The organism is Treponema sp. OMZ 803, from assembly GCF_024181165.1.
GTDB lineage: Bacteria > Spirochaetota > Spirochaetia > Treponematales > Treponemataceae > Treponema.
Window position 1 is genome coordinate 2,056,966 of record NZ_CP051195.1, and the last position, 24,510, is coordinate 2,081,475.

Genomic DNA, 24,510 nt, shown 5'->3' on the forward strand with positions numbered 1-24,510 from the left:
AATTATGGCATCGAGTAAAACATATTTAGACTTCATTTTGGAGCAGCTATCGGAATGATAACACTACAAGATATTTCTTTTTCATATCCGGATTCTGCGGAGACATTATTCGACGGATTCTCCGCAGCGCTTGGAGGAGCATCCCATTGGACATGTATTACCGGTGCAAACGGCTGCGGAAAAACGACATTACTCAAATTAATCGCAGGGATGCTTCCGCCGCTTTCAGGGATAATTAAATGCGAATCGGCAGTATACTGTGCGCAAAACAGTACAGAACTGCCCGATACCGCGTATACATTGTTCTGGGATGCGGATAACGAAGTGCGTCGCTTTTTCTCGCTGCTTAATATTACGGCAAAACAGCTTGAACGCTGGGAAACACTTTCGGGCGGAGAAAAGAAGCGGCTGCAAATTGCCTGTGCTTTAGCGGAGCGTCCTTCGGTTCTGCTGCTTGACGAACCGACCAATCACTTGGATGCCGTTTCAAAAGAGCTCATTATAAATGCCTTAAAACTGTTTACCGGCACAGGGCTCATTGTCAGTCATGACCGCGCCTTTGCCGATTCATTATGTACCGCTACCTTCTACTTATATCGGGAATCAGCAGCGTTCGCAGACGGAGCCGATTCAATCAGAGGTAAGCTCTATGCTGCGAATGTAAGTACAGCGCTTGAACTTTGGGACACAGAGAGAGCTTCCTGCCTTTCGGAATGGCATAAAGCTGATGCAGGGGTTTCAAAAGCAAAAGCACTTTCCGATATGTGGCAGCGCGAGGCAGAACATTCTAAGAACCGCCTGAGGAATGTGTACGGCAGCAAAGACCACGATGCAGCACAAAAAATCCGCCTTGCCATTGTTACCGGTAAAGACCGTACGCCGGGCATCGTAAAAAAATGTTTTGACAGCCGCCGTGAACAAGCCGAAAAACGCCGCGATACTCAAGCAAAACCGCTGAACCGTAAGGAAGGGTTTTCACCGGCGCAAGCAGACACGTCAGTGTTCATTCCAAAGGTACTCATACACCTGCCGCCTCAAATCATCAGTGCAGGAGAAGATGGCAGTTATACCTTGCAGATTCCCGAATTGACGGTGCAAAAGCAGTCCCGCATTGCGCTGACGGGAGCCAACGGAACAGGAAAGACATTACTCGCACATACAATATTAAACCGGATACGGGAAGCTGATCTGCAAAAGAAAAGCGATGGAGAAAGTCTTTCATTTTATCTGCCGCAGGAAATTCCGAAAGCAGAAGAACAAGCAGTGTTAGCACACTTCTTCTCGCTCGATAAAGAACTGCGAAGTGAAATTCTTTCTACGGTGTACCGCATGGGATCGAATCCCAAAACGCTGCTTACCTTTATTGACAGCAAGCGGATCAGTCCCGGCGAACTTCGCAAGCTCATGATTGCACTTGCAATGTCAAAACCACTCAAAGTTCTTATTTTGGACGAACCGACCAATCACTTGGATATTCTTTCTGCCAGACTTCTCGAAACTGCCCTTGCAAAAATATCATGCGCACTCATTATTATCAGCCATGACAGTGTTTTCCTGCAAAATTGCAACTGCACGGAATTGTGGCGGATTATCAAAACCGGCAGTTGCGGAATGTTGGAACGGATAGATAATCCCTACCCTTGCAGCTGTAACGCAGGCTCTTGTTTGGCAAATCCGTGAATTGTTTTGAGTGCGGCAAGCGGGCCGATAACCGAAATAGCCGATAATGTTAAAAAGGCGCACAACAGTATCCACAAAACCGGCGGCGTAAGAAAGGGCATTTTAAGACCGGCGATAATTGCCTGATTAAACAAGAGGACAATTAAGCAGGACAGTACCGTTCCAATTCCCGCACCTGATGCACTGATGATAAACGCTTCGGCAGAAGCAAGCTGCGCAAGTTTTTTCTTTGTACCGCCGATAATCCGCAGCATTCCGAATTCTTCTTTCCGTTCATGGAATATCGAAGAAAACGACACCGCAAGTACAATGAACGACAAAAGCCAGAGCAGTGCAAGCAGCACATAAATATACACATTGAGGTTTGCGATACTTGCGGAAATATTGGTCATCATCCGCTTGGAAATAAGAGGATAAATCTGTTCGCCTTCAAACTCAGTGAGGATGCGCTGAGCGACTTTTTTGACATCGGCATTCGGTTTGATACGCACCATAACGCTGGAGATAAGATCCTCGTCCTGCGCAACGGGATGTTCCATAATCCGCTCATATTCTTTTGCAAGCCGCTTTGCATTTTCAATTGTCATAAACACGGAATTGTCGAAGCCCATACCGGTTTTCGCGAGCCGTCCCGTAATCACAAAAGGCTGATTAAAAAACTTAACTTGGGACTGCGTATCCCCGACGATGTTACTGCCCACGACAATCTGGTTATCGGTAAGCGGTAACCGAATCTGTCTTTCGAGCCACGGCTTGATATTAAAATCGGAATCAAAATCGATGCCGATTACCTGCAACGGAAACGAACAGCATCCGGCGGAAAGGGTTGCGATAAAAAGCTGTGGAGAAGCGAGATCAACACCTTCAATCTTTTTAAGGCGGTCTACAACCTCGGACTTAAAGTAAAAGCTGTTCGGTTCACCGCGAAGCAGTGCGCTTTCGATTTTTGAATCATAGCCCTGCGGCACGACAATGATGTCTGCACCCAGCCGGTTCGACAAGGACTGCATTCCGCCGTTCAAACTCTTGACCAAAAAGCTGCCTGCAAAAAGACTGAACGCCAGCACCGCGGTCAGCACAATCAAACTCACCGTCCTAAACGGCTTGCGTTTAAGGTTCTGTTTCGCAAGTTCGATAACCGTTAATTTTTTGACCGGTTCGGAAGCTGCCATCGTTACTACTCCGCCTTCGCCTGTTTAAGCGCAATACCGACGACGTTCTCAAACAGTTCATAAGATACAGTCGCTCCGGCAATCGCATCCACTTTATCAAGCTGCTGCGTTTCAACCAGTTTCGGTCCATACTTTTCGGCATTCTTAATTGCGTTCTGCGCAATTTTGTATAAACCGGCATTCTTAATCACTCCGTCGGTTTTGCCGTAGTCCTCGCCTTTCAGCGTTCCGTCCTTCTCGTAAGACAGAAATTCACAGTCGGTTATTTTACCGTCTTTAACGGTTATCGTTACCTCAGCATACCCGCCCCAATCATCCTTAATACCGGAAACAGCTTTGTAAACGCCGTCCTTATACCGTACCGCAGTCTGCGTTTCCTGTACCGATTGTCCGGCCTGCTGCGCCGCCCCTTCATTTTTACTGCACCCTGCGAAACAAAACGCCGCAAGTGCCAATGTAATTGTGAATATACGCAAAGATATTTTTTCCATTCTTTATCATTCCTCCTTATAAATCCATATCACAGGATATCTCTTTTCAGAATGCATTAAACGGTGCACTATAACACGATTATCCGAAAATTTCAATGTTACAGTATAACTTTTCACGGAAATCAATTTTTACCCTTTTCATATTCGTGAAATCAATAATTTTTCAATTTTGTAAAATAGAACTCATCAGTAAGAGCAGCCTAATGCGATTCCATCAAACGGACATGAACAATTTACCCTGAACACTCTGAACAATTTCTCTTTACAGGACTCATAAAAAGTGTTAGTCTGTGGCCACAGAAGTATTAAACTCACCGTGCGAAAAATTGTTGTTGAAGGTTGTAAAGATAAATATGAAAAAACGGGTAACTGCATGTGCAGTATTATGTATACTATGTATTTTATTTTCTTCATGCCGCAGTAATAAACTTGAATATATTGAAGATCCGTCTTGGTCAAAGGTTCAGGTAAAAGCCACACTGGTCATCGGTGTTTCAGATTTTGTTCCCATCCTCTCTTTTAGAAATGAAAAGAACGAAATAGTGGGATATGATATCGATATATTAACGGAATTATGCCGCCGCCTCGGCATTCATCCTATCTTTTATCCGATAGATTGGACACAAAAAGAGATTCTTTTGAATACGGGAATAATTGATTGCATTGCGAGCGGCTTCAGCCTTACGGAAGACCGGAAACAGCACTATCGGATGTGTACGCCATATCTTCAAAATGCGAAAATTGTCGTAGCTCTTGCAAGCAAAGAATATCAAACGTTGGCACAGTTACGAGATAAAAGGATAGCAGTTGAGGTGGGAACAGCAGGAGACGAAGCTTTGTTGGATGTAGAAGTGTTGAAAGACCATGTGAGCATCCGGCAGCTTGACTCTATTAATCACCTGTATGAAGCCCTCGATGCAGGAACATGCGATGCTGCTGTATTAGATCTTATTTACTCATGGAATATGCTCGACAAAAATCCACGATACCGTATTATCAACGAAGCCATTGCCACCGAATATTATACGTTTGCATTTCGAAAAACGGATAAATCGCTTGTAGCTAAAATTGAATCTGTTTTGATTGAAATGAATGGAGATAATACTATCCCGAACTTTTCAAAGAAATGGTTCGGTTCTAATTTGTCAATACTGAATACCAGATTCTAATAGTACTGAGGTAAAAATGAAAGTAAAAATTTTTTTTGGTATTCTTTTGCTGTTTACAATTCTTTCCTGTACCGAGCAGCGAACAAATGAAGAAGGTATAAACGATTCTTCATTGGCAAGAGTCATTGTCAAAAACGAACTCGTAGTCGGCGTCGACCCGTCAATTCCTCCGCTCAGTTTTTTTTCCAGTACGGGTGAAATCATGGGATACGAAGTAGATATAGCCAAAGCCGTTACCGAAAAGCTCGGAGTAAAGCTGCGGCTTGTCCCCATTACATCCCAAAACAGAATTGCAGAACTCGAAAACAGAAGAATTAATTATATCGCAAGCGGTTTCATCAATAATGAGGCCAATGCCGAACGCTTTTTACTAAGTATACCGTATTTACGCGATGCGCTGGTCGTTGTTGTGCTACAAAGTTTTAGTGGTGAAGTACAGTTCCGCCAATTTACCGATTTACGGAATAAGCGAATTGGTATGCTGTCCGATGAGGAGATGCGTAAAATTGTCATGAAGTCCCCTCTTTATATTAATAACGGACGCCGGCCATATCTTTATCCCCGACAGGAGATCATGCTAACTGCATTGGATTATGGACAACTTGACGCTGCCGTCATGAACTTACTAACATATTACAATAAAACCACAATAGAAAAGAAACCTTACGAAGTAATTGGAGATCCGATCAATATCGCGACTTATAGTTATGCATTTAGGAAAGAAGACGAAGAGTTGGTAAAAGCGATAAATATTCTTCTTGTCGATATGGCGCAAGACGGAACCCTTCGGAGAATATCCGAAAAATGGTTTGGTGTCGATGTGTCAATCGCTGGGAAATACTGATGAATATCTCTAAAAACCGATTCGCAATCCACGCTTAGAGGGAGGTTCAATTGCTTTTTTGCCACAGGCACAGAAGACAAAAGCCGATACCGATAGCAGGGAATACGCTAAACAATAAAAAAAGAGCCTGATACCCCATATATTCGATAATATATCCGCCGATCACACTGCCGAGTACATAGGCGACACCGTTTGCTGCAGTAAAAAAGGTCATCGCAGTTACTGTATTGCCACGGCTATGCAAAACGCAGAGCAGCACGCTCAACGGATGGAATAAGCCGAAACTAAGCGAATGCAAAAGCTGTCCTACGACAGCGCCTGCCATGCCGGGGATAAAAATATAACAGCAATTCCGTACGATGATACTAAATAAACAGACAGCAAGGAGCCGCTCTTTGTCAAAATGCCGGATAAGCTTTCCGGAAATAAGAAGCAACGGTATTTCTGCCATTGCCGACAAAGCCCATAAACCGGCAGATGCTTCTATTTTGATATATTCTTCTACATAGAGCGAAAAAAAACGTTGGCAGGGAACTAACCCTAAGAATGCGAGAAAAATCAACAATAGGTATTCCCAAAATAACTTAGCAAATACGGCAGGTGCCCTCCGCTGTCCTGCGGGCGTTACAGTCTCCTGTGCATTCAGTTGTATCAAATCCTTTGGGAACTGCTCTACCACAAGAGGTTCCGCACCGTCCGGCAACACCGTATTCCTTCCGGTCAGACTTTCCGCACCATTCTTTTTATCTGCCCGAACTTGCAACGGATCATATAAATCGGGCACCCATCGGAGCATTGCCACAAACAACAGTGCCCCCGTACTAATGCTCAGCATCATTGAAATGGGTCTTTTTCCCGAAATAAGCGGATGCAGTTGCAAAAATAGATTCATTCCGACAAAGCCGACAGAACCGAGCGCTCGAATTTTCCCATATTGGGCATTATGCTGTCCAAGCGCTTTTGTTGTGAATCCGTCTAATACCGGTACCATTCCCTTAAAACCTATGGCAAAAATACCAAGGCAGATCGCCGTAACAAAAAAAGAATGGGAGTGGAGGAGCGGTAACAGCAATAGCGCAATATCAAACCCGAATATGCACATGACCAATCCGTAACGACCGGTTTTATCAAGTCGGCGCGTAATAAAGAAAGGTGCACATACACCCGCTATTTCGATAACACCGAGCAGAATACCGATCTGTGCCGTTGAAAACCCGAGTGTTCTAAGCATAATCGGCAGATAGGTATTGACTATCGCATATATTGAAAACAACAAAAAATACGGCATACCTCTGCGCACTATCAGCGGCCGTGTTATCGCCTTTTCCATAAGGTTTATACTCCCCATAATCGGATCATACGAATAATACAAATATGCGAAGGTTTTGTCAAAAAATTTCTATAGTTTTAGCCATTTTAAATTGACAGAAGAGCATTCCGCAGTATACTGAACGCTATGAATATTTCAGAGATTAAAGATCAGATGTGCGACATCTGCCATAAAATGTGGCAGCTCGGCTGGGTAGCGTCAAATGACGGAAATGTATCGGCCAAGTTAGAAGATGGGAATTTTTTGGTAACGCCGACAGGTATCAGCAAAAGCCTCATCACTCCTGAAAAACTGCTGATCATTACCAAGAATTGCGAAATTATCGAAGGAGCTTCCGGTTATAAGCCCTCATCGGAAATTAGAATGCACTTACGCTGCTATCAAGATCGCGATGATGTCGGCGCTGTAGTCCATGCGCATCCGCCTGCCGCAACGGCCTTTGCAGTCGCGCACCTACCGCTGGATCGCTATACAACCATTGAATCGGTTATTACCATCGGTTCGGTACCGCTTACCCCTTATGGAACGCCGTCAACCGACGAAGTTCCCGAAGCGATTGCTCCGTATTTACCCGAACACGACGTGCTTCTTCTCGAAAACCACGGCGCGCTTGCCCTCGGCCGTGAGCTTTTAACCGCATATTACCGAATGGAGACCCTGGAGCTTTCGGCAAAAATCAGTATCTACGCCCATATCCTCGGCGGTGAAAAAGAAATTTCTCGCGAAAACATAGACCGCCTCTGCCGTATGCGCGCCGACTATAAGGTATGGGGTAAACACCCCGGATACAAGCATTATCGGAAAGATGAATAAAAAAAGCCTTGAAACATATTGTTTCAAGGCTTTTCGCTCTCTGCTGCATTACCGATAACGATCGGTACCGGCAGATATAAAACTACCAGCGGTAGTGCGCAAAGGCTTTGTTCGCTTCCGCCATACGGTGGGTATCTTCCTTCTTTTTGAAGGCGGTACCGGTATTGTTGTAGGCGTCAATGACCTCGGCAGCCAAACGTTCGGACATTGCATGACCGTTCCGGCTGCGGGCAGCGCCGATAATCCAACGCATTCCGAGCGCCTCGCGGCGGGATTCGCGGATTTCGATCGGTACCTGATAGGTGGCGCCACCAACGCGGCGAGATTTTACCTCGACAAGCGGCTTAACGTTTTCAAGTGCTTTGGTAAATACGGTAAGCGGATCCTCGCCGGTCTTCGATTTAATTACATCAAAGCTGTCATACAAAATAGCCGTTGTAACGGATTTTTTTCCGTCAAGCATCATACGAGCAATAAACTTTGAAAGCACGACGCTGTTATAGCGTGCATCCGGCGCAATCGGTCTATTGATAGTCTTCTTTTTTCGTCCCATAATAAACCTCCCTTACGCCTTGGGCTTCTTCGCGCCGTACTTTGAACGGCCGCGCTTACGATCGGCAACCCCGAGCGTATCCTTTGTTCCACGGATGATGTGATATCGCACACCCGGTAAATCCTTAACACGGCCGCCGCGGATTAACACAACGGAGTGTTCCTGTAAGTTATGTCCAATACCCGGAATGTAGGCAGTTACTTCGATACCGTTGCTCAAACGCACACGGGCAACCTTCCGCAATGCGGAATTCGGCTTTTTCGGCGTAACCGTCATTACACGGGTGCATACACCGCGCTTCTGCGGGCATGACTGCAATGCAGGGCTCTTGGTTCGCGAGACGACCGCTTTACGCCCCTGCTTTATCAATTGATTAATTGTAGGCATTTGCCCTAACTCCTTATATCTCTCCGCCAGCACTACGGATTAAGTTATAACAACAGCTGTTTATTTTAATGCACTATATGCAGACTGTCAATCCTCAAAATCCCCAGCATCTCCTGCAGGTTCTTCACGAGGCTCTTCATCATAAGAAGTTTCGACGGACTCCGTATCATCATAGCCGAGATCGTCATCCGTATCAAAATCTTCTTCATCCATCTCCGCTTCGGCTTCGGCAGCTGCCGCTTCTTCCAGCTCGCGTCTGCGCCGCTCGAGAATTTCATTGACCTGCTCGTCCAAGTCGCTCATGTTCTTATCAAAGAGCTTAACCGAACGATACTGCGGCATACCGGTACCGGCGGGAATAAGATGTCCGATAATAACGTTTTCCTTTAAGCCGCGTAGTTCGTCGGTTTTTCCGGCAATAGCGGCATTCGTCAAAACCTTTGTCGTCTCCTGGAACGAAGCAGCCGAGATGAATGAGTCGATATTCAATGCCGCTTTGGTAATACCTTGGAACATCGGACGAGCGATAGCCGGCTGACCGCCTTCCGCGGTAACGCGCTTATTTTCCGCATGGAACTGATACTTATCAACCTGCTGACCGTAGATAAAGCGGGTATCGCCGACGGAAACCACCTCAATCTTACGGAGCATCTGGCGGACAATAACGCCGATGTGCTTATCGTTGATGGAAACGCCCTGCATTCGGTAAACGTCACGGATCTCATTCATCAGATAATTCTGAAGTGCATTTTCACCCAAGATTGCAAGAATATCATGCGGATCAAGGTTACCGTCGCATAGCCGCTCACCCGCTTCAACCGTGTCGCCGTCTCGGACAAGCAGTCGCTTAGACATCGGAACCAAGTGCTTATAATCCTTGCCGTAATGGTCGCGCACAATAACGATGCGCTTACCTTTCAGCAAGCCTTTAAACGAAACGGTACCGGCGACCTGAGCCAGTACTGCAGGCACTTTGGGACGGCGAGCTTCAAAGAGTTCCGAAACACGGGGAAGACCGCCGGTAATATCCTGCGTTCTCGCAGCGGCTTTTGCAAGTTTTGCGATAACGGTACCGGCCTTAATCTGCGTATCTTCTTCGACCATCAGCTGAGCGCCGTCCGGTAGATAATAGAAACCGAGCGCATTACCGGATTCATCAGAAATAAATACACGGGGCTGTAAGGTCATATCCGATTTTAATTCGGAAATATGGCGTTCCACGACGCCGGTTTCATCGTTGACTTCTTCTTCGAGGGTCGAACCGGGGATAATATCCTCAAACCGGACAAATCCGTCCTGTTCCGCAAGAATCGGTTCATTATACGGATCGAAGGTTGCAACAATCGAGGTAGCCGGGACGTAATCACCCTTTTTAATAACAACGGTAGAACCGTTTCTGATTTCGGTCTTCTGTTCGGGCGCCGTCAAATACAACGTCGAACCCTTCAAATAAGCAAAAGCGTTCAGCGGGCTCTTTATAACCGTGCCATCCGCAGCGGTATACAGCACGTCGTCGCGCAGAATGCGAACACCCGTTTCCACCGCAACGGAATCCCCTGCCGCAAGCGTATACTCTTTAAGTACCTTCTCAAACAGAAGCGTACCGCGCCGGGTAAACAAGAGATTGCCGTCATCCAGCGGAATGGATGTTCCCAAAATATCCTTGATGATGACGGGATATTTAAAGGTGATATGATTCTCTTCGGTCGTGCTGCTTGCCGTACCTCCGACGTGGAAGGTACGCATCGTGAGCTGAGTACCCGGCTGACCGATGGACTGTGCGGCGATGATACCGACCGCCTCGCCGATTTCGACAATCTTATTGCGGGCAAGGTTGCGGCCATAGCACTTGACACAAACGCCGTGTTTGGACTCGCAGGTTAATACCGTGCGGAGCTTAACGGTCTGGACGCCTGCTTCTTCGATCTTCGCAGCAATCTCATCGGTGATATATTCGTTTACATCAATTAAGAGCTCATGCGAAATCGGGTGCTCAACCCGCTCGAGCGTATACTTACCGACAATCCGTTCGCTCAAAGATTCAATAACCTCGTCTCCGGATTTTACCGCCGAGTATTCAATACCGTTGATGGTGCCGCAATCTTCTTCATTGACAACAACATCCTGTGCAATATCGACAAGACGACGTGTTAGATAACCGGCATCAGCAGTCTTCAACGCGGTATCGGCAAGACCCTTTCGGGCGCCGTTCGTAGAAATAAAGAATTCGATAACGTTCAAACCTTCTTTGAAGTTCGAACGGATGGGTAACTCGATAATATCGCCGCTCGGCTTAGCCATAAGACCTCGCATACCGGCAAGCTGACGAATCTGGTTACGGCTACCACGAGCACCGGAGGTGGCCATCATATAAATTGTGTTGAAGCCGTCCTGATCCTTTGCGAGCGTATCCATCATTATCGTGGTCAACTCTTCGTTTGTCTTTGACCACACTTCAACAACCCTGTTATACCGCTCTTCCTGCGTAATATGACCGCCGCGATACTGATTATATATAGAAAGAACTTCGCTGTTTGCTTTTTCAAGCATAGCCGATTTTTCCGCAGGGATAATGATATCGTCCATACTCAACGTCGCGCCGAAGAAAGTCGCATAGTAATACCCGACGGATTTGAGCTTATCGAGCATCTGGACGGTAACCCATGTTCCCTTCGTGCGGTACACGGTTTCAATCAGCTTGCGGATTTGCTTATCATCCAGAGCGGTATTGACAAACGGAACTCCTTCCGGCATCTCTTCGTTAAAGGCGAGGCGGCCGGGCGTCGTTTCAACCTCTTCACCGCGGTACTTAATCTTTATCAGTTCCTGCCAACCGATGGAACCGGCCTCTGCGGCCATCATCACCTCGGCAACTGAAGAATACCGGCGAACATGCTGACCTTCCTTTAATGAACGCTGCTTGGTTAAATAGTACAAACCGAGAACCATATCCTGTGACGGATATACGATTGTCTTTCCGTTTGCAGGGTCGAGCAAGTTTCTGCTTGAAAGCATCAGCGTCCAACATTCCATCTGCGCCGCCTGTGTAAGCGGTACGTGAATAGCCATCTGGTCACCGTCAAAGTCCGCGTTGAAGGGTTTACAAACGAGCGGGTGCAGCTTAATAGCCTTCCCTTCAACAAGAACCGGTTCAAAGGCCTGAATACCGAGCCGGTGCAAGGTCGGTGCACGGTTCAGCATAACAGGATGTTCGCTGATAACCTCATCGAGAATGGCAAAAACCGGAGCGGCCTCCTGCTCAACCATAATCTTTGCTTTCTTGATATTGGAAACGATTTCTTTTTGCACGAGCTTTTTCATAATGAACGGCTTGAAAAGCTCCATTGCCATCTTGGTGGGCAAGCCGCACTGCCACAGCTTTAATTCGGGCCCGACGACGATAACCGAACGTCCCGAATAGTCAACGCGCTTACCGAGCAGGTTCTGGCGGAAGCGCCCTTGCTTGCCTTTGAGCATATCCGAGATGGATTTAAGCGGGCGGTTTGACGAACCTTTAATGACACGCTTCCGCTTCGAATTATCGAACAAAGCATCTACCGCTTCTTGCAGCATCCGCTTTTCGTTGCGGATAATGATATCGGGTGCTTTTAAGCTCATCAAGCGAGTTAAACGGCTGTTCCGATGAATAACGCGGCGGTACAAATCGTTTAAATCCGAGGTTGCAAAGCGTCCGCCGTCCAACTGTACCATCGGGCGCAAATCGGGCGGAATAACCGGAATAACGTCAAGGATCATCCATTCGGGCTTATTGTTTGACGTTCTAAAATGCTCGACAATTTCGATGCGCTTTAAAAGCCGCTTATCGCTTTTTGCACCCTTTTCTATCATCTTCATTCTGAGCTGAGCAGCGAGCTCATCCAGATTTAAGTTGCTTAATAAGGTTTTAACGGCTTCCGCTCCCATATTTGCGGTAAAGGCTCCGCCGTACCGTTCCTGAGCATCGCGATATTCGTCTTCGTTTAACAGCTGATTTTTCTTTAAATCCGTTCCACCCGGCTCAATAACGATGTACTTTTCGTAATACAACACCGAACGGAGCGCCGCAACCGGTAAGTCCAGCAAAAGCCCCATTCGGCTCGGCACCGACCGATAGTACCAGATATGAGAAACAGGTGCTGCCAATTCGATATGCCCCATACGCTCGCGGCGTACTTTAAAATGAGTAACCTCGACACCGCAGCGGTCGCAGATAACGCCCTTGTAGCGGATTGATTTAAACTTACCGCAATAGCATTCCCATTCTTTTGTAGTACCGAAAATACGCTCGCAGAAAAGCCCTTCCCGCTCAGGACGCAGGGTACGGTAGTTAATTGTTTCGGGTTTCTTTACTTCGCCGTACGACCACGCGCGGATCGCTTCGGGCGAAGCTAATTTAATCATAATATTGTCGAAATCTTGTATATCTCTCATAGCCCATCCTCATCTCAATTAAAACTTGGAGCTGTTTTCGGTGATTAATTCTTCATCACGCTCGGTCAGCGGGATTTGCTTTCCTTTTTCATCGTAAATTGTGAAGTCCAACGCCAAACCGCGCAATTCCTGTACCAATACGTTAAACGATTCGGGAATTCCGGCGGCAGTGGCGGCCTGTCCCTTCACGATAGACTCATATATCTTGGAACGTCCGTGCATATCGTCCGACTTAATGGTTAAAAGCTCCTGCAGCGTATTGGCCGCGCCGTAGGCTTCAAGCGCCCACACTTCCATTTCTCCCAAGCGCTGACCGCCGAACTGAGCCTTACCGCCGAGCGGCTGCTGAGTTACCAACGAATACGGGCCGGTGGATCGGGCATGCATCTTGTCGTCAACAAGGTGAGCGAGCTTCATAAAATAAATAACTCCGACAAATACGTCGTTCTGGAAGGGCATACCGGTTCGTCCGTCACGCAGCTTTACCTTTGAGTTGGCGGGGATACCCGCTTCAACCAGTTTCTTCTCGATTTGCTCATTGGTCGGCGACTGGAATACGGGCGCTTCGTACCATTCGTCAAGGCGCAAGCCCGCGAGGCCGAGTTCCGACTCCAAAATCTGACCGATATTCATACGAGACGGAACACCGAGCGGATTTAAGCAGATATCGAGCGGCGTACCGTCTTCCATATACGGCATGTCTTCTTCCGGCAAAATGCGGGCAACGATACCCTTGTTTCCGTGGCGGCCGGCCATCTTATCACCCTCGCGCAACTTACGTTTTGTCGCGATGAGAACTTTGATAAACTCATCAACACCCGGATTAAGATCATCACCCTGAGAACGCTTCAAGCGCTGTACATCGATAACCGTACCTTCAACACCGTGCGGTACGCGCAATGAGGAGTCGCGAACATCCTTTGCCTTCTCACCGAATATCGAATTAAGCAGCTTAAACTCAGGTGTCGTCTCCGACTCGTTTTTAGGCGTAATCTTTCCGATTAATATATCGCCGGAGCGGACTTGCGCACCGATGCGGATAATACCTTCCGCATCAAGGTTATCGAGGCTTTTTTCAGACTTATTGGGAATATCGCTGGTAATCCGCTCCGAACCGAGTTTGGTCTCACGGACTTCCGTCGTAAACTCTTTAATATGCACCGACGTGAACATATCTTCTTTCAGCACGCGACGGGAAATCAAAATAGCGTCTTCGTAGTTATACCCGTTCCACGGCACAAAGCCAACCAGAATATTGCGGCCGAGTGCGAGCTCTCCCTGATAGGTTGCAGGCCCGTCGGCAATAACATCACCGACTTCTACATGCTGTCCAACGGCAACGATCGGTCGCTGATGATAGCAGGTATCCTGATTGGTACGCTGATATTTCAGCAGCGTATAGTCGCGAACCTTTTCCTCCGTTCCTTCCGGCGCGTCCGATTCAATGGAAATCTTCTCGGAGGAAACGAACGTAACCGTACCGCTCCGCTTTGCTTTGACTAACACACCCGAATCATACGCGCACTTACCTTCCATACCGGTACCGACACGAGGCGGTTCGGGGAATACGAGCGGTACACCCTGCCGCTGCATGTTTGAACCCATGAGCGCACGGTTTGCGTCGTCATGCTCAAGGAAGGGAATGAGCGATGCAGACACGGAAATAATCTGTTTGGGCGACACGTCCATGTACTGTACTTCTTTTGAATTACGCGTCGTGTAGTCTCCCTGATGGCGACATGCAATCTGTTCTGCTGTAATCGTGCCATCGCTCTGCACTGCAGTGGACACCTGTGCAATGTAATATTTATCTTCGTCCATCGCCGAAAGGTATTCAACCTCTCGGGTTGCAACACCGTTGACAACCTTGACATACGGTGCTTCCAAAAAGCCGTAGTCATTGACATGCGCGTAGCTTGCCATCGATACGATAAGACCGATATTCGGACCTTCCGGTGTTTCAATCGGGCACATCCGTCCGTAATGGGTGTAGTGAACGTCGCGGACTTCAAAACCGGCGCGATCGCGAGAAAGACCGCCGGGGCCTAATGCGTTCAGACGGCGTTTATGGGTAAGCTCCGCGAGCGGATTAACCTGATCCATAAACTGTGAAAGCTGACTTGCCCCGAAAAATTCTTTAATGGTTGCCACGATAGGCTTTATGGAAATAAGCTCTTGCGGCTTAATCGTTTCAATTTCTTTTGACCCCATCCGCTCGCGCGCAATCCGCTCCATACGGAGGAACGCGGTTTTAAGCGTATTGGTCATCAGCTCACCGACGGAGCGGACACGTCTGTTACCGAGGTGGTCGATATCATCGATTGAAGCGTCTCCGATGTAAACCTGAATGAGATACTTCATCGTATTTACAATATCGTCGAGGATAAGCGTACATTCTTCAACGGAATGCTCGTAATCAAATTTTTTATTCAGTTTGTACCGCCCCACACGTCCGAGATCATATCGACGAGGAGAGAAAAACATCGAGGTCAAATCTTTCTCGGCAGCTTCTACTGTCATAGGATCGCCGGGCTTTAAAGCGGCGTAAACAACAGACAGCGCCTCTTCCTTCGTCGGCTCCTGCCCTTTTGCAGTATCGGCAAAACGGATTTCCTCCCGTTCAAAGCAGTTGATGATAACGGGGGAATCAAGGCTGCCCTCTTTTTTGAAATCGATAACGGTAACTTCGGCAATATGATTTTGCCGAAGCTCATCGACAACGTGCGGATGTATTTTTTCACCGGCTTGATAGAGTGTCCGTTCTCCGGATTCGTCGGTCACGGTAACCCGCTTGGCAAGCACACGACCTACCAGCTTATCGTATTCCGTTGCCCCTTCCGCAATCGGCAACACTTCGGTTTTATAGAAAAAGTCGATAATCTGTTCGCGGGTTTCATATCCCAGTGCCCGTAAAAACAGGGTTCCTAAGATACGTTTTTTCTTATCGAGCTTTGCATAAATCAGATCTTTTTTCTGGTCAATTTCGAATTCAAGCCAGCTTCCACGATAGGGAATAATCCTGCTTGAATAGACGCCTTTATCATGAGAAAAAATAACGCCCGGAGAGCGGTGTATTTGAGATACGACGACGCGCTCGGCACCGTTGATGATAAAAGTACCGCGTTCGGTCATCAACGGAATATCACCCATATAGATGCTCTTACGGCGGATTTCACCGGTTTGGTTAAATACCAAATCTATCTGAGCCTTTAACGGAATGGCATAAGTCAAGCCTTTCTGCTTGCACTCGTATTCGCTGAATTTAATATCATTTTCATCAAGCGTATACGATTGATACTCCAACGTCATATCGCCATTCGGGCTTTCGATCGGGAAGGTTGTCCGAAACACATCCTCCAAACCGACTTCCTCCGAAGTATTCCCGCTTTGGTGTGTTCCGCGGCGCAAAAATTTTTCATACGATGCGAGCTGAATGTCAATTAAATTAGGCAGCTCCATAAAATTTTGGATATTTTTTCCGATATATTGGCGATTAACCGTTTTCCGCACAGGCATCCCGTTATCCCCCTTCTCTCGCCCGAGCAGTTCCGCGTCTCTATCAAAACTTAGAATGAGCACAACGTACTGCACAGCACATAGTATACAACCGTCTTACAATCGACCCATTTTTTAAAACAGACTTTTTAAGCAGCTTTTTATTTTTACTACCATATTTTTACCTGTTTAAACTACAAAAGCCTCCCCTATTCACGAGGAAGCTTAACATAGTGTTTGAGAAAAAATCAGAGAATCAAACAATAGCCGGTTGCATAGCACAACCGGCTCATATTAAAAGAATTAAGCAATCGTAATCTCTGCACCGGCAGCTGTCATAGCCTCTTTAATCTTCTGAGCTTCTTCTTTAGAAACATTCTCCTTCAATACTTTCGGAGCGCCTTCTACAAGTTCTTTTGCCTCTTTAAGACCGAGACCGGCAATAACGTTTCTAACCTCTTTGATTACGCCGATTTTCTTGCTGGGATCTGTCAAACCTTTCAGCGTTACGGTAAATTCAGTCTGCTCTTCAGCAGCCGCCGCACCGCCTGCAGCGCCACCGGCAACAACTGCAACCGGAGCAGCAGCTGTTACGCCGAATACTTCTTCCATCGACTTAATCAATTCGGAAAGCTCAAGGATTGTTTTCTCTTTGATTGCCTCAATAATTTGTTCGTTTGTTAATGCCGCCATATTATCTTCTCCTATAAATTAAAATTTCACAGCTTATACAAGCTGCAGTAACGGCAGACAGGAAGACAGCGCATGAAGCCTGACTGCCGCATTCAAAAATCGGGAATCTCTAAAAAACCAACGAATTTTTAGGGATACCCGGTTATGCTTCAGCTGATGCAGGAGCAGAGCCGGAAGCACTGCCTTCTTTATCAACGATAGCTTGAAGGGTACGCACAAACTTTGCAGTCGTTGCATTAACCGTAGACATAAACATTGCAATAAGCTCTTTTTTGCCGGGTAATTTTGAGAATGCTTCAATCTTTGCAGCATCGTAGAATTCCCCGTCAACTACTGCGCCCTTTACCACTAACGCAGGAGTTTCTTTTGCAAATTCAAATAATGTTTTCGCCGCGGCGTTAGCATCTTCGCTCATCATTGCAACCGCAGTAGGACCGACCAAATAGTCTTTAACGTCCAAATTAACGGAATCGAAAGCGATGCGTGCAAAATTATTGCGCACAACTTTGTAGGTGCAATTATTTTCGCGAAGCTTTGCGCGCAACTGTGTAATCTGCTCGACAGACAACCCGCGGTATTCCGTAAAAATGAAAGACGAAGCAGCTTTTAACTCATTCGTAATATTTTCGATAGCAGCCGTTTTTGCAGGCTGCGGTTTATGTGCTCGCAGTGCCATCTTATTCTCCTACCTTATAGTCAAGCCAGACTCCCGGCCCCATCGTAGAGCTGATGGAAACCGACTGAATAAAATCAGCCTTTGCATCAGCGGGCTTTTTTCGTCCGATTTCAGTTAAAAGGATTGTAATATTCTCGGCAATTTTATCCGTATCCATCGAAACCTTACCGATTGCAAGATGCACAACACCAGTTTTATCGGCACGGAATTCAACACGCCCCTTTTTAAGCTCATTGATAGCGGCACCGATATCAGCGGTAACCGTTCCCGTCTTGGGGTTTGGCATCAAGCCTTTCCGACCAAGCACCATACCAAGTCGCCCGACATCCTTCATCATATCAGGAGTAGCAACGGCAATATCGAAATCAAGCCAACCGCCTTTAACCTTTTCGATATACTCGGCAGCACCGGCATACGCAGCACCGGCCTCCAAAGCTTCTTTTACGCGATCTTCTTTACAGAATACCAATACCCGTTTCTCACCTCTAAACTGATGCGGTAAAACAACGGTATCACGAACGCTTTGGTTTTTACCAAGTTTCAGGCTCACATGCACTTCAACCGTCTCATCGAACTTCGCAAACTTCAGCTCTTTCACCAACTCCACAGCTCTAGGAATAGAGAAAAGAGCAGCGCTATCGTATTTTTTCAACGCATTGCGGTAATTTTTTCCGTGTTTCATTAGCGCTCAACCTCCACACCCATACTTCGTGCAGTCCCTGCAATAATCTTCTTTGCGGCTTCCAGATCATTTGCAGTAATATCAGGCATCTTCATTTTTGCAATTTCTTCAAGCTTTGCTTTCGACAAAGTTGCAACCTTTTGAGTTATGGAATTTGAAGAACCTTTTTGAATATTACACGCTTTTCTGATAAGAACCGCAGCAGGCGGAGTCTTCAAGATAAAAGTAAAGCTTTTATCCGAATAGACGGTAATAACAACCGGAACAACCAGTCCCTGCTCCATTGACTTTGTGCGGTCGTTAAACTGTTGCACAAACTGGGGAGCGCTTACGCCATGCGGCCCAAGCGCAGGCCCGACAGGCGGAGCAGGCGTCGCCTTTCCGGCAGGACACTGCAATTTAATAACCGCAGTAACCTTTTTCTTTGCCATAATTATCTCCTTCTGGTACTAACGGGAAACCATTTCCCTCCCATAAAATGAAAATCAAAAAAAGACACGGAAACATCGTCGAACGCTTAAGTGTTAAGAAATATCCCTTAAATCAATTCAACCTGAAGCATATCCACTTCAACGGGAGTAGTTCTACCAAATATAGCAACCATCACCCGCAGCTTATTGCGATCTGCCATAACTTCTTCTACAGTGCCGGTAAAGGTATCAAAAGGCCCCTCTATAATTTTAACCTGCTGACCGGCTGTAAACAACTGAGCCGCCCGAGCTTTTTCACCTTTGATTTCACCGGACTTCTGTAAAACACTTTTCGCTTCATCCGCAGAAATGGACTGAGGGCGCGCATCACCGACAACACCCAAAAATCCGGTAACGCCGTGTATCCTTCTAATCGGAGTACAAACCCCCTTCCAGTTTACAGCAGGCAAGTCCATTTCAATAAGAATATAACCGGGTAAAAACTTTCGGCGAACAACTCGCTTTTTACCGTCTTTCACCTCAGTCAATTCCTCTTCGGGAATCTTAATCTCAGAGATAACTCCGGCAGGAATTTCGCCATTCTCTATCAACGAACGTATTGCACGCTCTATTCTCTTTTCATACCCTGAAAAGATATGCAAAATATACCATTCTTTAGCCATAACCGTTCCTTAAAAGAACCAACCCAAACAAGCGACAAAGAATGTATCGACAACACCAAGAAAAATAGCAACAAGAATGGTAGAAACAATAACAACCTTCACAGCAGAAACAACATCATCACGCGTAGGCCAAACCACCTTACGAAGCTCGGCAACACATTCTTTTCCAAAAGTAATTATTTTTGACATATCTACCCCTTTTTTATGAAACAGGCCAGGAAGGACTCGAACCCTCAACATTCGGTTTTGGAGACCGACGCTCTACCATTAGAGCTACTGACCTCTATTTAAAAGCCGCAGGCCATTAGGTCGGTCGGACTTCAAATACTTATTTAACTTTTGCTTCTTTATGTAAGGTATGTTTACGATCAAACGGACAATATTTGCTTAACTCAAGCTTACCCTGAATATTCTTCCGGTTCTTTGCGGTCGTATAATTTTTTCGCTTACACTCAGTACATTGCAGTGCGATAAGCTCAACAGATGTTTTCTTAGCCATCACAAACCTCCTATAAAAACAAAAAGCTTCCGAGCGGAATCGAACCGCTGACCCCAACCTTACCATGGTTGTGCTCTGCCGACTGAGCTACAGAAGCAAAATGACAGCTGAGGATACCAGAAGAACGGGAAAGTGTCAAGGACTCAGAGAAAATTTTACGGATTAAAGAGGCCTGCTTCCGGAGCGCGCACACGTACAAGAGCGGCATAAGCATCTTTATTTTTTTCGATAAACTCGGCGATCGGTATCCGTTCACTGTTCTCATAGATATCAACGTGGAATTCGCCCCAACCGTCAAAATACGGAAAGAATACAACTACCCTGTCATACATTCTCAGCTCCGTAGCTGAAGACACCGTGCTGACACATGCAAGATAAAAATGATCAGGCTCGACGAGAGTAAAATAATATAAAAGCGGTAAAAGATACGATATCTGATACCCTGCATATCGTTGATACCCCAAAAAAGCAGGTTGTTTTAGCAATCCGGTTTTTGCATTCGTATTTATCGGGATCGCCGCGCCGGTAAGCGCAAAAGGACAACTATTCACATCCAATCCGGAAGAGTCGGGATAAACGGTACGATTCAAATTCAAGCTTAAAGCGGCAGCACCAAGATTGCGTATCCAATCCAATCCGAAAAAGACATTTTCGGTATCCAGATACGGCCTTATAAAATGTGTTTTAGGCGCATCAGTCTCACGTTTTAACGCTTCAATAACCGTCCCCTGCCCTGCAATGGGACGGATCATCCCATCGATAATCCACTTTGCAAAGCCGGCCGAATCAACACCACCGATTATTTCAGAACGGATTTGGTCGATATTCATCGAAGCCGTTATTTCCGCTTCGGTTTGCGGTTGCGAGCTACTGATGTGCACAGGTTTCCCGTCGTGGTCAAAGCAACCGTCTTTCAATCGTACTAAGTGATACCGAAGATTTTCGACTATGCGCGACATCGTTTTAACAGAGCTGTTATCACGTGGCGGATTAAATAAATCCCATGGAATGATTGCTTGACTCAAGGATTTCAACCGTAAAAGCGAAATATGGTAAAGCGTTTCAAAAGGGACGCCTATGGCAATATCCTTTCGCACATACGCATTAAAAAGACATATATCGATAAACGATTTGCCGCTGTAAGCTTTTTGACTCGCAGGTCGGAGAGAAATCGAAAGAGCAGGATTTTCGCGCGGGTATATCTTGATCGATAAGGGAGCCCCGGTATCAACCCTTCGGTACAGTATCCATGTACCTTGCGGTATAAGATTGTGCTCCGGGAAACTGTAATCAGTAAGATGGGGAACAATAGAGATAGTGTAAATATTCCTACTGTCTTCCGCATACTTCCCCGATACCGTAAACGTATTTCCTTTTGAATCCGTATGCAATTCGGGCGCCTTTTTGATGACTTTTTCAATCGGGGCGGAAAACCATGAGGCCGTAATCGCTTCGCGAATTTCAGCAGAATCCGGTATTTGATCCAAGGGATAGAGGCGCACAGCTTTCAGATCCTTACCGGCTACCGTTTCTACCGTAACAACGGATTCTTTACTCTCAGTACTTTTTTTTACCGCCGTTGAATTCGGTGCGGGCACATCGGCTCCGAAAGCTGTTGTTATACCTACTATGCATATGAGAATACTTCCTATTAGACAAGAAGACATCCTAAAACAAGCGCTTTTCATACTTCTATGGTATCGGCATTTCCACATCATATCTTAAAGCAGTATCACGACGCCCCTAAAAACAAACCGAATTCTTAGAAACATCTATCAATCTTCCAATTCGGGAATCCGGTCTTTCAGCTCACGTAAAAACTGTTCACCGCTTACTCCCTCTCTCAAACAAATAAACACACAGTTATCCCGACCGGCAATAATACCGAGAACGGAGTCAAACCCCATATTTTCGAGCGCCATCGAGATTAATTCGGTATGTCCCGAATATGTTTTGATAACCGCCATATTTCCCGAATAATCTATAGAAATATACCCGCGCAAAAAATCTTGGATGCCTGCTTGTTCCGCTTCATGGGGGTGGTCTTCACTCGGCACTGTATAAACATAATCGCCCTTCCCATTAGAAACCTTACTCACCTTAAGCATCTTTAAATCACGTGACAAAGTTGCCTGCGTAACGGAAAATCCTTCACGATCCAAATAGCCGAGCAGCATCTCCTGAGATTCAATCGGGTATGATTTTATCAATTTTCTGATTGTTTTTAATCTTGTTAGCCGTTGTTTCACTTATGCCACCTATAGAATAATAGTGCATAAATATTCAAAAAAGTCAATAAAAATAAAAAATATCGGAAAAATATGCATAATTTTGCATAAAATTCCGTACAGAAAGGGAATCCCCCGCTTAAAATATTTTTAATGCGGATTGCCCCGGATATATGCCGCTTTTCTTAAAGTATAAGCATGGCATCGCCGTAAGAGAAAAAACGGTATTTTTTTTCTATTGCATGGCGGTAAGCGGCAAAGATATTGTCGCGGCCGGCAAATGCGGATACTAACATAACGAGGCTCGACTGCGGCGTGTGAAAGTTGGTAAGCAGGGCTCCGGTAAGCCCGAACTGAAAGCCGGGATAAATGAAGATGTCGGTCGCCTGCATCCCGCGACTCAGCTGCTGCACATCGGACTTCCATGCAGATTCGAGCGTCCGCACCGAAGTTGTCCCGACAGCAAGGATGGTTTTACCGCTCCGGTGAGCGTTTTCAACCATCTCTGCCGTTTCATCGGAAATAAAGAACTTTTCGGAGTGCATTGTATGTTCTTCGACCACTTCAGTCCGCACCGGTAAAAACGTACCGAGCCCGACATGCAGCGTTACGGCGGTTCGTGCAATATGCCGCTTATCCAGTTCCTGTAAAATCGGCTCCGTAAAGTGGAGTCCTGCGGTAGGCGCTGCAACCGATCCGGTGTTCTTTGCGTACACGGTCTGGTACCGCGCGGCATCTTCATTCGTGTCGCCGCGCTTGATATACGGAGGCAGCGGGATATGACCGTTGGCTTCAAGCCAACGGTCATCAATGCAGCGGTCAAAGCGTACATATTTGCAATCAGGCTCCGCTGCATTGGGGGAAGGGGGTGGAATCAGCACGGCACGGGTGCCGTCGTTAAAGGTGTACTCCTTCCCCTCCCGCTGCCGCTTGGCACGCTTTACGATGGTTTTCCACACAAAGCCTTCGTCGAGCGGTTCAATCAACAAAAACTCAGCCTCGCCGCTGGCAGTATGGGCATACAAACGGGCATGGCGCACCTTTGTGTTGTTAAACACCATTAAATAATCAGGCGATAAAAAATTTGACAAGTCGGAAAACATCGCATCGGTTAACGTCCCCGTCCGTCTATGTAACACGAGCAGCCGGTCATTTCCGCGTTCGGCTGAAGGGTACTGCGCAATTAATTCTTTCGGAAGATCAAAATCAAAATCTTTAGTAAACATAAGGCCTCAAAAACGGCGAATACTATACCCGAAAACCTCCCCCAGTGACAAGGTAACCGATCAGGGTTGTTTTTTGCAGCCCCGCAGAATAATGGAGACATATACTACAAAGAAGTCGGTAGGTTCGCCCCATGCTTGCGACTCTATAAATAATATTTTTGGTGTTCAGGATATACGCCCCGCTCCAGAACACGGTTGACTTGCGCAAGCATTGCGTCCCGATCCTGTGGCAGCGTTCCTTTCAGCGTTAAAAAGTTGGAGGCGTGATTGGAGCGGAAAATCACCGGAGCGGTCATCTCTTCAACATGGATATTTTCTAAGATCAGCTTTAGTTCTTTAACGACTTCTTCAATCCCGACGATTGTGTATTTTCCTTCGGCGGCGGCTTTGGTAAGATAACTGCCATCCTCAAGCCGCAGGGTGAGCAGCCCCGCATACGTCAAATACATTTTAGAGATAATCTCGCCGGTTTTAATCGCATGCTGCGTGTTATCCCGTTCGGCGCCGTTAATCCCTAAAATAAAGGTGGCCGACAGCTCCATCCCCGCATCTTTCACCTTGTATGACAGTTTAATAAGCTCAGCCGCCGTTGTTCCCTTTCGGATAAACTTGAGCGTTTCATCATCGCCGCTTTCCACACCGAGATACAAAAGCGTCAATCCCTTTAAGGCCAACAGCTGCAATTCTTCCGGAGATTTTTGTCTGATATTGAGATGAGTTGCATAGCAGGACACCCGTTTGCACTGCGGAATAACGTCAGCAATCGCATCCAGCACCTCAACCAAATATTCCGTCGGGGCGGTTAACGCGTCGCCGTCAGCCAAGAACACCTTATCGACACGGCGATAGTGTTCGGCAAACATCGCAAGTTCCTGCTTCACCGTTTCAATCGGCTTAATCCGGAATTTTTTTGTCTGATACATTCCGCAAAAGACACAGCGATTATACGAACAGCCGAGTGTTACCTGTAAGATTAAAGAATAGGCCTCGCTCGGCGGACGGTATAGCGGATAATCATAAGGGTCGTAAAGTGAATATTTCATGCTCA

22 protein-coding genes and 2 tRNA genes are annotated in these 24,510 nt (G+C 46.5%); 4 read left to right on the top strand and 20 right to left on the bottom strand.

Translation table 11 applies throughout. The features are described 5' to 3' along the window. Nucleotides 1-54 precede the first annotated feature (54 nt). Nucleotides 55-1,680 (top strand): ATP-binding cassette domain-containing protein, encoded by a 1,626-nt coding sequence (locus ABH09_RS09355; RefSeq protein ID WP_253714191.1) that lies wholly within the window; start codon nucleotides 55-57, stop codon nucleotides 1,678-1,680. On the opposite strand, the gene ABH09_RS09360 is transcribed toward ABH09_RS09355, so the two are convergent. Together ABH09_RS09360 and ABH09_RS09365 are read right to left on the bottom strand one after the other, a co-directional pair. Beyond that, nucleotides 1,635-2,852: an ABC transporter permease gene (locus ABH09_RS09360; protein WP_253714192.1), complete on the bottom strand. Its 1,218-nt coding sequence runs from the start codon at nucleotides 2,850-2,852 to the stop codon at nucleotides 1,635-1,637. The two genes, ABH09_RS09355 and ABH09_RS09360, sit on opposite strands and share 46 nt — an antisense overlap. 5 nt (nucleotides 2,853-2,857) lie before the next feature. Continuing rightward, entirely contained in the window at nucleotides 2,858-3,343 is a 486-nt protein-coding gene (locus ABH09_RS09365) for an FMN-binding protein (RefSeq protein WP_253714193.1), read from the bottom strand. Nucleotides 3,344-3,696: 353 nt separating this feature from the next. On the opposite strand from ABH09_RS09365, the gene ABH09_RS09370 reads away from it, so the two are divergent. Together ABH09_RS09370 and ABH09_RS09375 are read left to right on the top strand one after the other, a co-directional pair. Further along, on the top strand, nucleotides 3,697-4,512 hold the full coding sequence (locus ABH09_RS09370) for a transporter substrate-binding domain-containing protein (protein WP_162664060.1): 816 nt from the start codon (nucleotides 3,697-3,699) through the stop codon (nucleotides 4,510-4,512). A 16-nt stretch (nucleotides 4,513-4,528) separates the two neighbouring features. Further along, nucleotides 4,529-5,356, top strand: a complete 828-nt coding sequence (locus tag ABH09_RS09375; protein ID WP_162664061.1) for a substrate-binding periplasmic protein — start codon at nucleotides 4,529-4,531, stop codon at nucleotides 5,354-5,356. A gap of 46 nt (nucleotides 5,357-5,402) precedes the next feature. On the opposite strand, the gene ABH09_RS09380 is transcribed toward ABH09_RS09375, so the two are convergent. Continuing rightward, complete coding sequence (locus tag ABH09_RS09380; RefSeq protein ID WP_253714194.1) at nucleotides 5,403-6,686, bottom strand: MFS transporter; 1,284 nt, start codon at nucleotides 6,684-6,686, stop codon at nucleotides 5,403-5,405. A gap of 126 nt (nucleotides 6,687-6,812) precedes the next feature. Between ABH09_RS09380 and ABH09_RS09385 the strand changes: the two genes are divergently transcribed. Beyond that, nucleotides 6,813-7,499 (top strand): class II aldolase/adducin family protein, encoded by a 687-nt coding sequence (locus tag ABH09_RS09385; RefSeq protein ID WP_253714195.1) that lies wholly within the window; start codon nucleotides 6,813-6,815, stop codon nucleotides 7,497-7,499. An 82-nt stretch (nucleotides 7,500-7,581) separates the two neighbouring features. On the opposite strand, the gene rpsG is transcribed toward ABH09_RS09385, so the two are convergent. The 17 genes from rpsG to ABH09_RS09470 all read right to left on the bottom strand — a co-directional run bounded on the left by rpsG (nucleotide 7,582) and on the right by ABH09_RS09470 (nucleotide 24,505). After that, entirely contained in the window at nucleotides 7,582-8,052 is a 471-nt protein-coding gene (gene rpsG / locus ABH09_RS09390; RefSeq protein WP_044013319.1) for a 30S ribosomal protein S7, read from the bottom strand. A gap of 12 nt (nucleotides 8,053-8,064) precedes the next feature. After that, complete coding sequence (gene rpsL / locus ABH09_RS09395) at nucleotides 8,065-8,439, bottom strand: 30S ribosomal protein S12 (protein WP_016518396.1); 375 nt, start codon at nucleotides 8,437-8,439, stop codon at nucleotides 8,065-8,067. Nucleotides 8,440-8,526: 87 nt separating this feature from the next. Continuing rightward, nucleotides 8,527-12,870 (bottom strand): DNA-directed RNA polymerase subunit beta', encoded by a 4,344-nt coding sequence (gene rpoC, locus ABH09_RS09400; RefSeq protein ID WP_162664064.1) that lies wholly within the window; start codon nucleotides 12,868-12,870, stop codon nucleotides 8,527-8,529. An 18-nt stretch (nucleotides 12,871-12,888) separates the two neighbouring features. Further along, entirely contained in the window at nucleotides 12,889-16,386 is a 3,498-nt protein-coding gene (gene rpoB, locus ABH09_RS09405) for a DNA-directed RNA polymerase subunit beta (protein ID WP_253715762.1), read from the bottom strand. A gap of 282 nt (nucleotides 16,387-16,668) precedes the next feature. Continuing rightward, the gene (gene rplL / locus ABH09_RS09410; protein ID WP_162664065.1) at nucleotides 16,669-17,058 is read right to left on the bottom strand and encodes a 50S ribosomal protein L7/L12; all 390 of its coding nucleotides are present in this window, start codon (nucleotides 17,056-17,058) and stop codon (nucleotides 16,669-16,671) included. 142 nt (nucleotides 17,059-17,200) lie between these two features. Continuing rightward, a complete protein-coding gene (gene rplJ, locus ABH09_RS09415; protein WP_253714196.1) occupies nucleotides 17,201-17,734 on the bottom strand; it encodes a 50S ribosomal protein L10 in 534 nt (177 codons plus the stop codon). Nucleotide 17,735: 1 nt separating this feature from the next. Beyond that, nucleotides 17,736-18,416 carry a 50S ribosomal protein L1 gene (gene rplA, locus ABH09_RS09420; RefSeq protein WP_253714197.1) on the bottom strand — a complete coding sequence of 227 codons (681 nt, stop codon included), beginning with the start codon at nucleotides 18,414-18,416 and terminating at the stop codon, nucleotides 17,736-17,738. Beyond that, a complete protein-coding gene (rplK, locus tag ABH09_RS09425) occupies nucleotides 18,416-18,850 on the bottom strand; it encodes a 50S ribosomal protein L11 (RefSeq protein ID WP_253715764.1) in 435 nt (144 codons plus the stop codon). The genes rplA and rplK overlap by 1 nt, the downstream gene beginning before the upstream one ends. 104 nt (nucleotides 18,851-18,954) lie before the next feature. Beyond that, nucleotides 18,955-19,509, bottom strand: coding sequence for a transcription termination/antitermination protein NusG (gene nusG / locus ABH09_RS09430; protein WP_162664069.1), 555 nt, complete (start codon nucleotides 19,507-19,509; stop codon nucleotides 18,955-18,957). A 9-nt stretch (nucleotides 19,510-19,518) separates the two neighbouring features. After that, nucleotides 19,519-19,698 carry a preprotein translocase subunit SecE gene (secE, locus tag ABH09_RS09435; RefSeq protein WP_162664070.1) on the bottom strand — a complete coding sequence of 60 codons (180 nt, stop codon included), beginning with the start codon at nucleotides 19,696-19,698 and terminating at the stop codon, nucleotides 19,519-19,521. A 21-nt stretch (nucleotides 19,699-19,719) separates the two neighbouring features. Continuing rightward, nucleotides 19,720-19,792 (bottom strand) — tRNA-Trp (locus ABH09_RS09440). Nucleotides 19,793-19,837: 45 nt separating this feature from the next. Then, nucleotides 19,838-20,008 (bottom strand): 50S ribosomal protein L33, encoded by a 171-nt coding sequence (gene rpmG / locus ABH09_RS09445; RefSeq protein WP_162664071.1) that lies wholly within the window; start codon nucleotides 20,006-20,008, stop codon nucleotides 19,838-19,840. 24 nt (nucleotides 20,009-20,032) lie between these two features. Beyond that, a tRNA-Thr gene (locus ABH09_RS09450) sits at nucleotides 20,033-20,105 on the bottom strand. A 58-nt stretch (nucleotides 20,106-20,163) separates the two neighbouring features. Continuing rightward, complete coding sequence (locus ABH09_RS09455; protein ID WP_230977670.1) at nucleotides 20,164-21,606, bottom strand: hypothetical protein; 1,443 nt, start codon at nucleotides 21,604-21,606, stop codon at nucleotides 20,164-20,166. A 177-nt stretch (nucleotides 21,607-21,783) separates the two neighbouring features. Then, on the bottom strand, nucleotides 21,784-22,257 hold the full coding sequence (locus tag ABH09_RS09460) for an arginine repressor (RefSeq protein ID WP_162664073.1): 474 nt from the start codon (nucleotides 22,255-22,257) through the stop codon (nucleotides 21,784-21,786). A gap of 164 nt (nucleotides 22,258-22,421) precedes the next feature. After that, nucleotides 22,422-23,462: a tRNA preQ1(34) S-adenosylmethionine ribosyltransferase-isomerase QueA gene (gene queA / locus ABH09_RS09465; RefSeq protein WP_253714198.1), complete on the bottom strand. Its 1,041-nt coding sequence runs from the start codon at nucleotides 23,460-23,462 to the stop codon at nucleotides 22,422-22,424. A 143-nt stretch (nucleotides 23,463-23,605) separates the two neighbouring features. Then, nucleotides 23,606-24,505: a radical SAM protein gene (locus ABH09_RS09470; protein ID WP_253714199.1), complete on the bottom strand. Its 900-nt coding sequence runs from the start codon at nucleotides 24,503-24,505 to the stop codon at nucleotides 23,606-23,608. Nucleotides 24,506-24,510 lie beyond the last annotated feature (5 nt).

Excerpts from the sequence above, each read along its gene's own strand:
- rpoC (WP_162664064.1), bottom strand. The coding sequence starts at position 12,870 with ATGAGAGATATACAAGATTTCGACAATATTATGATTAAATTAGCTTCG.
- ABH09_RS09470 (WP_253714199.1), bottom strand. The coding sequence starts at position 24,505 with ATGAAATATTCACTTTACGACCCTTATGATTATCCGCTATACCGTCCG.
- rplJ (WP_253714196.1), bottom strand. The coding sequence starts at position 17,734 with ATGGCACTGCGAGCACATAAACCGCAGCCTGCAAAAACGGCTGCTATC.
- rplA (WP_253714197.1), bottom strand. The coding sequence starts at position 18,416 with ATGAAACACGGAAAAAATTACCGCAATGCGTTGAAAAAATACGATAGC.
- secE (WP_162664070.1), bottom strand. The coding sequence starts at position 19,698 with ATGTCAAAAATAATTACTTTTGGAAAAGAATGTGTTGCCGAGCTTCGT.
- rpsL (WP_016518396.1), bottom strand. The coding sequence starts at position 8,439 with ATGCCTACAATTAATCAATTGATAAAGCAGGGGCGTAAAGCGGTCGTC.
- nusG (WP_162664069.1), bottom strand. The coding sequence starts at position 19,509 with ATGGCTAAAGAATGGTATATTTTGCATATCTTTTCAGGGTATGAAAAG.
- ABH09_RS09385 (WP_253714195.1), top strand. The coding sequence starts at position 6,813 with ATGAATATTTCAGAGATTAAAGATCAGATGTGCGACATCTGCCATAAA.
- ABH09_RS09355 (WP_253714191.1), top strand. The coding sequence starts at position 55 with ATGATAACACTACAAGATATTTCTTTTTCATATCCGGATTCTGCGGAG.
- rplL (WP_162664065.1), bottom strand. The coding sequence starts at position 17,058 with ATGGCGGCATTAACAAACGAACAAATTATTGAGGCAATCAAAGAGAAA.
- queA (WP_253714198.1), bottom strand. The coding sequence starts at position 23,462 with ATGTTTACTAAAGATTTTGATTTTGATCTTCCGAAAGAATTAATTGCG.
- ABH09_RS09360 (WP_253714192.1), bottom strand. The coding sequence starts at position 2,852 with ATGGCAGCTTCCGAACCGGTCAAAAAATTAACGGTTATCGAACTTGCG.
- rpsG (WP_044013319.1), bottom strand. The coding sequence starts at position 8,052 with ATGGGACGAAAAAAGAAGACTATCAATAGACCGATTGCGCCGGATGCA.
- rpmG (WP_162664071.1), bottom strand. The coding sequence starts at position 20,008 with ATGGCTAAGAAAACATCTGTTGAGCTTATCGCACTGCAATGTACTGAG.
- ABH09_RS09370 (WP_162664060.1), top strand. The coding sequence starts at position 3,697 with ATGAAAAAACGGGTAACTGCATGTGCAGTATTATGTATACTATGTATT.
- ABH09_RS09365 (WP_253714193.1), bottom strand. The coding sequence starts at position 3,343 with ATGGAAAAAATATCTTTGCGTATATTCACAATTACATTGGCACTTGCG.
- rpoB (WP_253715762.1), bottom strand. The coding sequence starts at position 16,386 with ATGCCTGTGCGGAAAACGGTTAATCGCCAATATATCGGAAAAAATATC.
- ABH09_RS09375 (WP_162664061.1), top strand. The coding sequence starts at position 4,529 with ATGAAAGTAAAAATTTTTTTTGGTATTCTTTTGCTGTTTACAATTCTT.
- ABH09_RS09380 (WP_253714194.1), bottom strand. The coding sequence starts at position 6,686 with ATGGAAAAGGCGATAACACGGCCGCTGATAGTGCGCAGAGGTATGCCG.